11 protein-coding genes are annotated in these 12,412 nt (G+C 55.9%); 5 read left to right on the top strand and 6 right to left on the bottom strand.

Annotation, left to right across the window (positions count from 1 at the left end; all coding sequences use genetic code 11):
* Window positions 1–3 precede the first annotated feature (3 nt).
* Entirely contained in the window at window positions 4–1,326 is a 1,323-nt protein-coding gene (locus WJU22_RS21855) for a DEAD/DEAH box helicase (protein WP_341840300.1), read from the bottom strand.
* A gap of 147 nt (window positions 1,327–1,473) precedes the next feature.
* Between WJU22_RS21855 and WJU22_RS21850 the strand changes: the two genes are divergently transcribed.
* Together WJU22_RS21850 and WJU22_RS21845 are read left to right on the top strand one after the other, a co-directional pair.
* Window positions 1,474–2,901, top strand: a complete 1,428-nt coding sequence (locus WJU22_RS21850) for an MFS transporter (protein WP_341840299.1) — start codon at window positions 1,474–1,476, stop codon at window positions 2,899–2,901.
* Between the two features lie 80 nt (window positions 2,902–2,981).
* The gene (locus WJU22_RS21845) at window positions 2,982–4,910 is read left to right on the top strand and encodes a hypothetical protein (protein WP_341840298.1); all 1,929 of its coding nucleotides are present in this window, start codon (window positions 2,982–2,984) and stop codon (window positions 4,908–4,910) included.
* Here the strand turns inward: WJU22_RS21845 and WJU22_RS21840 are convergent, their stop codons facing one another.
* Complete coding sequence (locus WJU22_RS21840; protein ID WP_341840297.1) at window positions 4,911–5,285, bottom strand: glyoxalase; 375 nt, start codon at window positions 5,283–5,285, stop codon at window positions 4,911–4,913.
* A gap of 82 nt (window positions 5,286–5,367) precedes the next feature.
* A complete protein-coding gene (locus WJU22_RS21835) occupies window positions 5,368–7,704 on the bottom strand; it encodes a S41 family peptidase (protein ID WP_341840296.1) in 2,337 nt (778 codons plus the stop codon).
* 163 nt (window positions 7,705–7,867) lie between these two features.
* Between WJU22_RS21835 and WJU22_RS21830 the strand changes: the two genes are divergently transcribed.
* The 3 genes from WJU22_RS21830 (at window position 7,868) to WJU22_RS21820 (ending at window position 9,543) form a co-directional block, all read left to right on the top strand.
* Window positions 7,868–8,506 (top strand): class I SAM-dependent methyltransferase, encoded by a 639-nt coding sequence (locus WJU22_RS21830; RefSeq protein WP_341840295.1) that lies wholly within the window; start codon window positions 7,868–7,870, stop codon window positions 8,504–8,506.
* Between the two features lie 63 nt (window positions 8,507–8,569).
* Complete coding sequence (locus WJU22_RS21825; protein ID WP_341840294.1) at window positions 8,570–9,079, top strand: hypothetical protein; 510 nt, start codon at window positions 8,570–8,572, stop codon at window positions 9,077–9,079.
* 26 nt (window positions 9,080–9,105) lie between these two features.
* On the top strand, window positions 9,106–9,543 hold the full coding sequence (locus WJU22_RS21820; protein ID WP_341840293.1) for a hypothetical protein: 438 nt from the start codon (window positions 9,106–9,108) through the stop codon (window positions 9,541–9,543).
* Between the two features lie 56 nt (window positions 9,544–9,599).
* Here the strand turns inward: WJU22_RS21820 and WJU22_RS21815 are convergent, their stop codons facing one another.
* Genes WJU22_RS21815 through WJU22_RS21805 form a run of 3 tightly spaced genes read right to left on the bottom strand, consistent with a single transcriptional unit; the run spans window position 9,600 to window position 12,408 of the window.
* Window positions 9,600–10,013: an EamA family transporter gene (locus tag WJU22_RS21815; protein WP_341840292.1), complete on the bottom strand. Its 414-nt coding sequence runs from the start codon at window positions 10,011–10,013 to the stop codon at window positions 9,600–9,602.
* A 9-nt stretch (window positions 10,014–10,022) separates the two neighbouring features.
* Window positions 10,023–10,415 carry a VOC family protein gene (locus WJU22_RS21810; RefSeq protein WP_341840291.1) on the bottom strand — a complete coding sequence of 131 codons (393 nt, stop codon included), beginning with the start codon at window positions 10,413–10,415 and terminating at the stop codon, window positions 10,023–10,025.
* A 34-nt stretch (window positions 10,416–10,449) separates the two neighbouring features.
* Window positions 10,450–12,408, bottom strand: a complete 1,959-nt coding sequence (locus WJU22_RS21805; protein ID WP_341840290.1) for an LTA synthase family protein — start codon at window positions 12,406–12,408, stop codon at window positions 10,450–10,452.
* Window positions 12,409–12,412 lie beyond the last annotated feature (4 nt).

Raw genomic sequence — 12,412 nt, 5'->3', positions numbered from 1 at the left:
GAATTATTTCGCTACGCTGATCTTCACTTTTTTGTTCTTCAGTCGCTCGGATTGGATCAAATGCAGCGTGGCTCCGGCTTTGGACTTCCGCACGGCCACGAAGGAAAAGAAATCCTTCACTTCGATGATCCCGATATCTTCTTTTTTCAGCATCCCCTTGTGCGACAGGAAGCCAACGATATCCACTTTGTTCACTTTATCCTTTTTGCCGGCTGCGATGAACAGGGTCGTCCAATCCGGTTTTTGCGGCAATACGGTGGTATCGGGCAGGGTGATGACTTCGGGGGCCGGGGAAATATAGTCCGGGACCCTTTCGCCGGGCGCCAGCATGAGGATGGCGGTGCCGCTGGCTTCCATGCGGGCGGTGCGGCCGTTGCGGTGCACGAACGTTTCTTTCGTGTGCGGAAGCTGGTAATGGATGATGTAGCGGATATTGGGGATGTCGAGCCCGCGGGCGGCGAGGTCGGTGGTGACGAGGATATTGGAGCTGCCGTTCCGGAATTTGCAGAGGGCGGCGTCGCGCTCCTGCTGTTCCATGGCGCCGTGATAAAACACGTTCAGGATGCCTTTGTCTTTCAGCATGCCGCTCACTTCCCCCACGAATTCCCGCTGGTTGCAGAAAATGATGGTGGAACGGTTGCCGAGGGCGCAGATGAGGCGGAAGAGGGTTTCCGATTTATCGGGATCGTCGCTGTTGACCATTTTGACCGCCAGCGCGGGCGATTTTTCTCCTTTGAGGAAGTTGATCTCCGTGGGGTTTTCCAGGCCTACGAATTCGGGGATATCGAGGGCTTCGGTGGCCGAGGTAAGGATTCTTTTCTTCAAAGCGGGCAGGGAGCCGATGATGAAGGCCATTTCCTTTTCGAACCCTTCTTCCAGCGATTTATCGAATTCATCCAGCACCAGCGTTTCGATGTGTGCGGTGTTGATATTGCCTCTGCGGATGTGGTCGCCCAACCGGCCGGGCGTACCGATAATCAGCTCCGGCGCTTCTTTCAGGTTGTTTTCTTCCGTTTCGCGCAGGTGGCCGCCATAGCAGCAGGTGACCTTGAAACCGGTTTTCATGCTTTTGAACACCCGTTCTATCTGCAGGGCCAGTTCCCGGGCGGGAACGATGATCATGGCCTGGCTTACATTGTTGTTCTTTTTCAGCGATCGCACCAGGGGCAGCAGGAAAGCGAGAGTTTTACCGGAACCGGTATCGGCCAGCAACACCACCGCATCGCTGGTACTGTTCGTTTCCAGGGATGCCTGCTGCATGTCGTTCAAAGCCCCGATCTGCAAGTTGGAAAGGATATCGGCGATAGAAAAAGAAGAATGCTCCATCGGGCAAAAGTACGTCAAATATTGTTGTGTATTGCGGAAAGGGGGATGGGAAGGGCGCTTCCCCTTCCAAAAAATACTTGTCCATTTACCGGTTGCCGGCGGGAAAGCGTGCCGGTAATTTTGCTTCGTCAAAAAAAATGAAACAATATGACGGGCAAAAAAGATGCAAGATGGTGGGTATTGCTGGTGATCCTTACGGCGCCGCTGCTGTATGTGATCGATATTTTCATCATCAATATCGCCATCCCCACCATCAAATCGGGCCTCGGCGCCACGCAGGGAGAAATACAACTGGTAATAGCGGGCTATTTGCTGGGGAGCGCCTGTTTTCTCATCATCGGCGGCAGGGCGGGCGATTACCTGGGGCGGAAGAAAGTCTTTTTCTGGGGGATGCTTTGCTTCACGGTGGCGTCGTGTTTATGCGGAGCGGTGCAAACGATGCTGCAACTGAACATCGCCCGGTTCCTGCAAGGCGTGAGCTCGGCGTTCATGGTCACGCAGTCCATCGCCCTCATTCAAGACCTTTTCCCGGAGCCGCGGGAGCGCGCCAGAGCCATCGGCTGGTATGGCATCACGCTGAGCATCGCGGCCATCATCGGTCAGATCCTCGGGGGCTATCTCGCTGAAACCCGCACCGTTATTGAAGGCTGGCGGCTCATCTTTTTCATCAACGTGCCGGTAGGCTGCCTGGCGCTTTGGGCCATCCGCAAATTCCTGCCGGAAACCGAGCGCCAAACCGGCGTCCGTTTCGATTATCCGGGCGCTTTGCTGCTGACAGGCGGCCTGGGCTGCTGCATCTATTCCATCACCGAAGGCAGGGAGCAGGGATGGCCGCTTTGGAGCCTGGTTGCGCTCGTTGCCGGCAGCGCGGTCATGACGGTGTTCTTCGTCCGGCAGAAAAGAAAGTCCGCCGCCGGCAGCCATCCGCTCATGGATACGCAGCTGTTCCGGGACCGGCATTTCAATATCGGATTGCTGGCCGTGCTTTTCCATTTCATGTTCCACACGGCCTACCTGCTCATGGTGGCGGTGTACCTGCAAAACGGACTGGGCATTACCGCGCTGGAATGCGGGCTTTACTTCATTCCGCACGCGGTCCTGTTCATGGGAAGCTCCGTGCTGGCGTCGAAATGGCTCGTGACGTACGGGAAGAAAGTGTTGCTCGGCGGACTGTTCATCATTTTCGCCAGTTTCGTTTTGCAGATGCAAATGTTCTCCACCCACAGCATGCCCGTTTTGAACATTGCGCTCATCGGTTTGTACGGCCTGGGCAACGGCATGGTGCTGCCTTTTCTGCTGAACATCGTGCTGGACAGCATCCCGCCGCGGCATGCGGGCCTGTCGGCCGGGATCTTCTCTACTTTTCAGCAGATCGCTTCTGCGCTGGGGATCAGCATCATCGGGGGCATCTTCTACAACTCCGTGGGCAGTGGGTCCGCCGCCGGTTACAAACTGGCATTGGACAATGGGCTCGCGGCCGGCATCGTGTGCATGGCGATCGTGGCGGGCATGCTCATGGCGCTGCCGGCCGGTGTGAGAAAGGAAGCGCGCGCGAACGTGGTTTCCTTCGAATAACCGGGAAATACTTAATTCTGGGTATGTGACGGAGAAATTGCTGTGGCTACATTTGCGGCTATTTACCGATACCTGTCCTTATGCACCTACCTCGTTTATCATTCCCTTTCGCCGTACTGCTCATTTGCATCATGGCTTCCTGCAGCAAGAAAAGCACGCCCTCCACACCGGAAGTAACGCTGGCGGAGAAACGTAAAGCCGATGCGGCGCACAACAACGGCATCACGCCCGGCGTGGGCAATGTGCTGATCGAAGAAAAGCTGACGCCGAACGCGGCCAATCAACTCGTATTCAAGATCGCATATAACGAAGATACGCTGGCTGGTTACGGGAAGATCGACGCCAACGGCAAGATGCGATACCTCACATCCACCGTGCTGGCCAAAAAAGGGAATACGGAACTGCTGGTGACCGAAATGTTCCCCGAAGTGTCCAAAAGCCGGATGTACACCCTGCTGAACGGTAAAAAGGGCAGCATCGTGGTGGAAATGAACCATATTTCCCATACCCGCTCGGTGATGTCGATATTGAATTACAACTGGGGAACGGGAACGGGGGAGGTGCTGGTGAAATCCTACTTCGAGAACGGCAAGCAAACCGCCGGTTTCAGCACATTGAAGGAAGGGGAAGGCGGCGACCGCGTGTACAACTGCATCGAGCCGCAACCTTCGGACGATGTCAGCAAATCGGTCGACAATACCCTCGATTATTTCCAGTGCGGCGGCCTGGCTTACGATACGCACCCCACGCTGGCCGCTATCAAAGCCGCGATCGTAAAGGGCATCGAATCGGTGAAGAATGCCGGCAATATGCAGGACAAAAAAGAAGAACTGAAGAGCCTGGAGGCCCGGTACGGCGAGCTGAACAATCTGTTTAAAAGCATCCAGGGAAAAGTTGCGGGGTATAAATTCGAGAAAACCATCCTGGCAGGCCTGCTGCGGAACCTCGCCGCCACGATCGCCGAACTGAAAGCGGCCCTCATGCCGGACGTGTCGCTCAAACCCTTCGCAGAAGGCTCCCTGCTGGATTACGACGAGGTGACCGACGATGAGATCAAGCTCACGTTCACCCTCATCGATAACGAAACGAACCTGCCTTATACCAAACAACCGGTAGGGGTAGACATGGCCTTTGTGATCCCCGGCACCAGCGAGGCGGTGTTCATGGAAACGAAAATGACTTCCACCGCCAACGGTATGGTCACCTTCCGCCTCAACCCGAAAACGATCCCCGAATATGAAAAGTATACCAAACTGACCGCCCGGTACGCCTTTTCGGGGGATAACTGGGACCCCAGCGCCACGCGCGACATCACCCTCAAATACATCAAACCGAAGATTGTCATGGCCGACGGAAGCGACGTTCCCTACCAGGCAACGTTCAACTCCGGCGTGAAAAAGACGTTCAAGTTGGTGAATGAAGACGGAAGGGCCATCCCCGTCAACTACAACGACGTAACCCTGCAAAACTCCAACGCAAAAGTGGCCTACACGATGCTGAAAGGGACGCAGGATTTCGATTTGACGTTATCGCACGAGGAGGCCGCCGATCAGCTCACCAACATCGACGTGTATTACAAGCAGCAAAAACTCCGGACTATTTCCGCGATCGTGATCCCGCCTTGCGGAACCGACCCCGTGATCACTGGCGTTACGATGGATTGCGACCCCAAAGGCAATGGCATCCGGATTAAAGTCGCGTTCAAGGCCGACGGACCGGGGATTATACCCTACGGCGGCAGCGGCGCCTGCGATATGACGCAAACCTGCTACCCCGTGCGCCTGTATTTCATGAACCCCGGCGCGCCCCGGTTCGAAATTGCGGCCAACGGCTACGATGTGGCGCTGATATCCGGTACGGTAAACGAAGGCGTGGTGGCGATTACCATCAAAAACTGCGTGCCCGGGAAAGACGCCCGCGGCAGCCTGGAAACATATTATCCCAATTATCGCTGGCAGGTGCAGGTGATGAACCGTTGTAACAAACGGAGCGCATTGGTGGATTTGTAACTAATTCGTTTTGGCGGAGAATTCCCCGAAATGCCACAGGATGCCGGAAGGGTCGTGCAGGAAGCATTCGCGGCCCCAGTCGGCTGTCCGGATGGCGCCCAGCCTTGCGGAAGGGTATTTTCCGGGCAGATCGAGCGCGGTAAGGTATTCCCAGAAACCGTTGACGTCGTCGACCTCCATGAAGATCATCGTATTGTCGATCCAGTCTTTGACGTTGGCGCGTTGCAGGTAGAAACCCAGTTTCCCGGTCGTGAAAAGCGACATGGCGGGCGATAGCGCCACTTCCCGGAAGCCCAGGTCTTTGTAGAAACGGCTCGATACTTCGAAATCCGTTGCGCCGATGAACGGCCGGATAGATATGGCTTTCCCTTCCATGGTATTGTTTTTGCCCGGAATTTAACGAAAAAGCCCCGCGAAACATGTCGTTCCGCGGGGCTTTTTGCTTTTTATCTGCCGTTTATTTCGCTTCCCGCCCGTTTTTTACGGTGGCCTGTCCGTTTTTGATAACATCCACGGCCTTTTCCAGGAGCTCATCTTTATTGTCGATGATCCCTTTGATGGTGGGCTTCACCAGTATATCGGGCTCAATGCCTTTGGTGAAATGCTGCGCGCCATTGTGCTGGGTAACTTTCATGCCCGTATAGCGGAATGTATACCCGCCGGGAAGGTTTACGCCGGTAACGTTGCCGTTGGCGCCCGCCGTTGGCTCGCCGATGATGGTGGCCAGTTGCTGGTCTTTAATGTATCCCATCACGGATTCCGCGTAGCTGATGGCGCTGCCGTCTGTCAGGAAAACGGTTTTGCCGGCGATGTGCGGTTTCTTTGGGGTCAGGTTCCAGCCGAAGCTGTCCCATCCGGTATTTTCATGGTCGGGCCGGGTGATGCGCTGGGTATGCATCCATTTGTCCTTGTCTTTTTTTGTGATCAGGTGACCGATGATCTGTGAGCCGTTCTCATCTTTGGGATAGCCCCGCAGGTCGACCACCACGCCTTTTGCGGCGGCGATCTCATCCAATTTCTCTTTCATTTCGTTCCAGCCCAGGCGGGAAAGATCGATGTAAACGATCCCGCTGCCCAGCGAATCGAATGCCGCGGGCCGGGTGTTGGGCAGCTTTCCGTAATATTCGTTCGCAGGAATGCTGAAAGGGACTTTTTCCCGCCAGGTTTGCCCGTTTCCGGATCGGAAAGTAAGCTGAAGGCTGGAATCGGGTTTAGACACGCACAGCGAGCCGATCGTCTGCCGCATCATGGCGTTGGCGCTGCCGGCCGATACGAAGGCAGACCGTTGCTTGAGGTATTCCTGTGTCGGTATGCCGTTGATAGCGGTGATGACGTTGCCGCGTTTGGCTTTGGTGTCGGGGGAAAACACGGCCGTCACCACGAGGCTGTTATCCGCCCAGGCCAGCTGGAGCGGGAGGAAGCGGCGGTCTACGAACGTCTGTGGGCCAGCTACGTAGGTGTGCCCATCATGCAGGCGCGCGTTGAGGCGTGCGAGCGTGCGCTCGAAGCCGGCAGGGGTTTTATCGCGGTAGCAGTCGGCGATGGCGGTTTGGAGGTCCTGGTCCCAGTTGGTCGTCCATTCTTTGAAATAGGGATGGAAGTGCTGGTAGATGTTCCAGGTGATGCAGACGTTGGCCAGGCGCAGATAAAGATTCTCGCCGGTGAGGGGAGCGGAGAGGCCGGCGGCGCGCTGCTGGCTGAGGGCCCTGGCGGCAATGGTGTCCGTAGCCGGGAAGGTCGTTTTACCATCGCCCCACAGCGCCATGGGCATATCGATCGTCAGGCCGTTGCCGAGGTCTTTGTGCAGGAAGGTACCGGCGGCGAGGTCGATGGGGAAGAGCTGACTGGCGTATTCGGCTTTTATCGGCTCGCCCGCGCGCCCGATCCGCAATGCCTGTTTGCCTTCCGGCGGGGAACCGGATTCCACGGCCAGGATGATGGACTTGTCGTTTTCGTCGTACGACCATCCCGAAGGGTCTTTCCCCGGTTTGTCGTTTTCGAAATTACCGTTGAAATCGAGTGTTTTCCAGCCTTCGGGCATTTCTACCTCCAGGCGGAGATCGTCTATGAGGAAATCGCCCTCACGGATGACGAAGGCGCCGAAGTTGATGGATTCCGCATCGGGATCTACCGTTCCGGCGATGGTATCCCGGCGCCATTTTTGGGAAACGCCCATGATCCGGCGGTTGTCCATATTATCGAAGAACCCGATCCCATCGCCCACCCGGTCTACCCGCACCCAGAACTGCCCGTAGGCATCGCGAAGGTTGGTGGCCAGCGAGGCCGCGGTGAAACGGAACTTCCGGCCGCGGTAGGGCTTGGCGTCCAGCTGGGTGGTAATATTAGTGAACCCTCCGCCCTGGAGCCCTGTAGCCTTGGGCAGGAAGTTGTAACTGTTGGTCCGGATGGATTTGTAAATCCCACCGCCAGGCCCGTACCCGCTATGCTGCCACATCACTACCTTCATGCGGCCCGCGTCCCGGGGCGCTTCCAGCGGGCCAAGGGCAGGCTTACCGGTCTCGTATATCCGCAGCGTGGGGGCGATGGGGTGGAAAATGCCTTCCAGCGCACTTTTCAGTTCGGCCGCATTTTTAGCGCCATCCACGGCCTGCGCCCCGTAAATGGCCAGCGCGTCCCAATCCGTGACCACGCCGGCATCCGACGGGTGAAAGAAACGGACGTAACCATACAGCCGGGCGAATGTGTATTGATTGATGGCCTGGCGGGCAGTTTGTGCCATTGCGGTAACGCAGGAAAAGAGGAATAATGTAAGGAATAGCGATGTGCGGAGCATACAGGGACGAGCTTTTTGGGTCAGGGTAAATCTTAGTTAGCGTAAATATAATGCATTCAACAGCAAAGGTAAATTTTATCCCGCAACATCATAAATACAGCTTAATTTCAGGGTATTGCGATCGTTAACCCTTCCGTTCATTACCGAAATAAAACACCAGATCATGAATTCACCCGAAAAAATACTGGAATGTTATAACCTCGTTGCCGGAGATTATGCGGTGGAACGGTGGGACGAGCTTTCGGGAAAGCACGTCGACCGCCTGCTGCTGAAAGAATTTGCCAGGGCGAACAAAGAAGAAGGATTATGCGCGGATTTCGGCTGCGGGCCGGGGCAAACCACGCGGTTCCTGCATGACAATGGACTGGAAAACATTGTGGGCATCGATCTGGCGCCGGCGATGGTCGAAGTGGCCCGTAAGCTTTCCCCGCAAATCCGTTTCGAGACCGGCGATTTGCTGCATATCGGGTTCCCGCCCGGGCACCTGGGCAGTGCGCTGGCGTTCTACGCGATCGTTCATTTTTCGCTCGAAGAGGTGAGGCAGTGTTTCGGGGAAATCAACCGGGTATTGAAAGCGGGTGGTGATTTCTTGTTTTCTTATCATGTGGGGGAGGAAGTCCGGCATTTCGACAAAGCGCACGACAAGGAGATCGACATCGATCTGTACTTCTTCAAAACGGACGATATCGTTCAGTTGCTCCAGAAAACGGGGTTCCGCGTTATCGATGCCATCGAGCGGCGACCGAATGAAAATATGGAATACCCTACCCGGCGGGCATATGTCTGGGCGGAGAAAAAATAAAGGCCAAAACTCCCGGATTGCAGGGATTGTGCGGGAACGAAATAATCGGCAACTTTACGGCCATTGAAAACGCACAGCATTATTACCACCGAACTTACAAGCGAGGAAAAACGCAGGATGCGCGGGGTTTTCCGCGCGAGGATACTCGTTTTCCTACTGCTCATTCTGCCGCTCGCCGGCGGTTTGGGATTCATCGTGTACCAGGCGGTTATGAGTTTTGTGGACGGCCGGCCTGATTTCTTCAGTTACGCAGTGCCGCTGGCGTTTGCGGGGCTTTGCTTCGGTGCGGCGCGGTACATTTATCCGTATTACAGGAATCTTGCCGGGTATGCGGGGGCGGAGCGCAAGGAGATCGTTGAAGCCACGGTGGAAAGCATTTCGCGGCGATCGTTCAGGGCCGGCGTTGTGCTGTTTACGCTGAAAACCGAACATGGGGTGATCGATACCGGGGTGGATGTGGTGATATTCCCGGATTTGGGGTTCGGGGATATGCGGGAAGGGATGAAGATCGTGATCCACCGCGTGCCGGGGATGCGAAACGAGCTGTTGCGGATTTCGGCGAAAGGGAAGTAAAAAGAATTAACCGGCAATCTCCAATTATGACAATAGAAACGCTTTTGGCCAATTTCGAATTCCAGGAAGCGCCTTCCGGGCCGGAGGCCGAACAGCTGCTGCAAAAGATCGATTTTCAAGTAGATGGGGATTGGCTCAGTTTCGCGTTGCGGCATAATGGCGCTTACGGGGAAATCGGGACGTATTATGTAGCTTTCTGGACGATCGATGAAATCTGTGCATTGAATCCGTACTACGCGCCGGAAAACGATGACGGGTATTCCAGCAGCCTGTTTTTTTCGCATCGAACGGGGGCGATGCTGGGTTCGCCATACGGAAGGCGGATGGCGTTTTCCTCGAAGTGCCGTACATCGGCATGTCTCCCGAAGAATCCATTGAAATGGGCGCGGATTTTCTGGCTTTTTTACGGTACCTGTCCGAACATTGATGCACTGCCATCGCTACGCAATCTAAGCTTTTCATAACTCAACCGATCGTTTATTGGAAAAACTTAATCCGTACAGTAAATGTAAAAGCCCTGTCAACGGATGAGGACGATCGTTCCGGCGATGATGAGCCCCGCGCCGGCAAGGGTTTTCCAATCCACCGTTTCGTTCAGGAAGATGACCGACAGTCCGATGGCCACGGCAACGCTGAGCTTGTCTATCGGCGCCACTTTGGAAACGGGCCCCAGTTCCAGCGCCTTGAAATACATGATCCACGACAGCCCCGTGGCAATGCCGCTCAGCACCAGGAACAGGAGGCTTCTGCGCCCGATGGATCTGATGTCCCTGATCTCGCCGGTAGCGATGATGATGCCGAACGCGACGAACAGGATCACCAGCGTCCGCACGGCCGTAGCCACATTAGATGGAACGCCTTTGATGCCGATTTTGGCCAGCACGGCCGTCATGCCGGCGAAAAGCGCCGAAAGCAAAGCGTAATATTTCCACATAACGATGAGTTACATCCCTTCTTCCATCACCAGCACATTGAACCGGTGCCCGTCAGGATCGGCAAACATAAACCCGTAATAGCCGGAAGTATCCTGTCCGTCATTGCCGTAAATCGTTCCGCCCGCAGCCTGCACCTTTTCTTTCCATTGGTCCGCTTCCTCCCTCGACGAAGCCGCAAGGGTAAAAATGACCTCAGGGGAAGTCGCGCCGGGCGGCAGATACGCGTCGATCTGTGAGCCTTGCTGGAAGAAATGGATCACGAACCGATTGTCACCAAAAAAGAAACTGGCAAGCCCGGGATGCGCGGATTTGTTTTCCGTAAACCCGAGTTGATGGTAGAACCTGGAAGTGCGCTCCACGTCTTTTACGCTGAAATTCGCCCAGATTTTCTTTGTTTTCATGCGGATATGTTTTGTTGGAGATGATGGGCCGCTGTCACTTTTTCGCCTGCAGCCCGCCATGTTTGAACAAATAGTATGCCGTCTGGTAATACGCGATCGCTTCCCTGACGGTACGGTCGTCGGCTTTTACGGGGACCTGGCTGTCGCTGGCGAGGGAGTATTGCATCGTTTTCACGCGTTGTTGCGGGGAAAGGATCACCATGCCGTCGCTTTGCAAATACGCCAGCTTCTGGTAGGTGCCAAGGAATGCCCGCGGGCGGTAACCGGGCTGCCTTACGTCTAGGCCATAAAGGTTGCTGTCGTAATTCCAGTGCAGGAGGCCGAACAGCGTGGGGAACAGGTCGATCTGGGAGCAACGTTGCGGAATGGAATCGGGCCGCGCATCCGGCAGGTGGCAGATAATGGCGGGGATGTGGTATTTGGCGACGTCGATTTCGTTCTTCCCGGCGCTGCTGGCGCAATGGTCTGCCACGAAGATGATAACGGTATTGGCAAACCAGGGCTCTTTTTGCGCGGCTTTCAGGAACTGCCCGATGGCGTAGTCGGTATATTGCACGGCGCCTTCGCGGCCGGAGCCGGAGGGGTAGCCGACTTTCCCGTCGGGATAGGTGAACGGGCGGTGGTTGGAAGTGGTCATTACGAAGTCGAAGAATGGTTTGCCGCTGCGGAATTGCTTTCCGGCTTCGCGGATAACGGCGGCGTAGAGGTCTTCGTCGCAGATGCCCCAGGCATTGCGGAAATGGATGAGGCTGTCGGGGATTTGGGTCCTGCTGGCGGCGAACCGGTCGCCCAGGAGCAGGTTCCGGCCCTTGTCCACGATGTTGTAGCCGTTGCTGCCGAAGAAAGCGTTCATGTTATCGAAGAAGCCGTCGCCCCCGTAGATGAAACTGGTGGCGTAGCCTTTTGTGCGGAAGATAGCCCCCACGGTCGAAAGATCCCCGTTTCCCGGCCGGCGGACGATGCTGCTGCCGGGTGTGGGGGGAACGGCGAGAGACAGTGCTTCCATCCCGCGAACGGTCCGCGTGCCCGTGGCGTACATCTGGTCGAACACGAGGTTTTCTCCGGCGAGGGAATCCAGCACGGGCGTAAGGCCCTGTTTGTTGCCGAAGCGCCCGAGGAAGTCGGCGCTCAGGCTTTCGATCGTGACCAGGATCACGTTGGGATGCAATTCGGTGCCATCGTGCCGGATGTGCCGCCAGATCGAGGGGCCATCATGCAGATATTGGCTGTTCGGCTCCTGCAGGCAGGCGCGCACGGTGGAGAAGGCATCCTTTTCTTCGATGAGTTTGTAGAAATGGTCGTAATTCAGCTCGTTGTTTTTGAACGCGGAAAAGAAGGAGTAAATCCCTGCTTTCGCCAGCTCGTCCTGATAGCGGTTGTGCCCGCGCTCGGGGAGGCCGTTCCCGATGAAAAATCCGTATATCCCGGCCACCGCTAACAGTCCGGCGAAAACGCCCGCCCGCTGCAGGAAGGGCGTTTCGCCCCGGTAAGCCGACCGGAAAATCCCCGCGTAGGCGAAAGCCCAGGTGATGATGCCCGTCACGGCCAGCATGCAACCGATAAGGATCGGCAGGGGATAGGATTCATTGATGTTCTGGACAACTTCGTAGGTGTACACCAGGTAATCCACCGCAATAAAATTGAACCGGCTTTCGAACTCCAGCCAGAACGTGAGCTCGGCGAAGAAGGAGAACATTAAGATCAGCGTGCCGATGAAGAAAAACACCGGCGTCACGATGCGGTTGAACCAACTGTTGCTCCAGCGGGCCGGCAGCAGCAGCAGGTACGCGGCGTATGGCAGCAGGAAGAAGGCGGCCACCCCGATGTCGAACATCAACCCGAACCCGAAAATGCGCAGGAACGCGAGGAACGTCAGGTCGGCGCTCTTCAGGGAAATAATCAGCAAAATGAGCCGCAGCAGCGTGGAAAGGCCCAGGAACATGACCGCGAACCCGGTCATCAGTCGATAGTTTTTATGGCGAGATAAGTACATGTCC

Origin of the sequence: Chitinophaga caseinilytica (assembly GCF_038396765.1) — a bacterium.
GTDB classification, from domain to species: Bacteria; Bacteroidota; Bacteroidia; order Chitinophagales; family Chitinophagaceae; genus Chitinophaga; species Chitinophaga caseinilytica.
The sequence above is the reverse complement of the archived record's forward strand: the minus strand, read 5'-3'. Positions and strand labels throughout refer to the sequence as shown.

Excerpts from the sequence above, each read along its gene's own strand:
- WJU22_RS21855 (WP_341840300.1), bottom strand. The coding sequence starts at position 1,326 with ATGGAGCATTCTTCTTTTTCTATCGCCGATATCCTTTCCAACTTGCAG.
- WJU22_RS21850 (WP_341840299.1), top strand. The coding sequence starts at position 1,474 with ATGACGGGCAAAAAAGATGCAAGATGGTGGGTATTGCTGGTGATCCTT.
- WJU22_RS21845 (WP_341840298.1), top strand. The coding sequence starts at position 2,982 with ATGCACCTACCTCGTTTATCATTCCCTTTCGCCGTACTGCTCATTTGC.
- WJU22_RS21840 (WP_341840297.1), bottom strand. The coding sequence starts at position 5,285 with ATGGAAGGGAAAGCCATATCTATCCGGCCGTTCATCGGCGCAACGGAT.
- WJU22_RS21835 (WP_341840296.1), bottom strand. The coding sequence starts at position 7,704 with ATGCTCCGCACATCGCTATTCCTTACATTATTCCTCTTTTCCTGCGTT.
- WJU22_RS21830 (WP_341840295.1), top strand. The coding sequence starts at position 7,868 with ATGAATTCACCCGAAAAAATACTGGAATGTTATAACCTCGTTGCCGGA.
- WJU22_RS21820 (WP_341840293.1), top strand. The coding sequence starts at position 9,106 with ATGACAATAGAAACGCTTTTGGCCAATTTCGAATTCCAGGAAGCGCCT.
- WJU22_RS21815 (WP_341840292.1), bottom strand. The coding sequence starts at position 10,013 with ATGTGGAAATATTACGCTTTGCTTTCGGCGCTTTTCGCCGGCATGACG.
- WJU22_RS21810 (WP_341840291.1), bottom strand. The coding sequence starts at position 10,415 with ATGAAAACAAAGAAAATCTGGGCGAATTTCAGCGTAAAAGACGTGGAG.
- WJU22_RS21805 (WP_341840290.1), bottom strand. The coding sequence starts at position 12,408 with ATGTACTTATCTCGCCATAAAAACTATCGACTGATGACCGGGTTCGCG.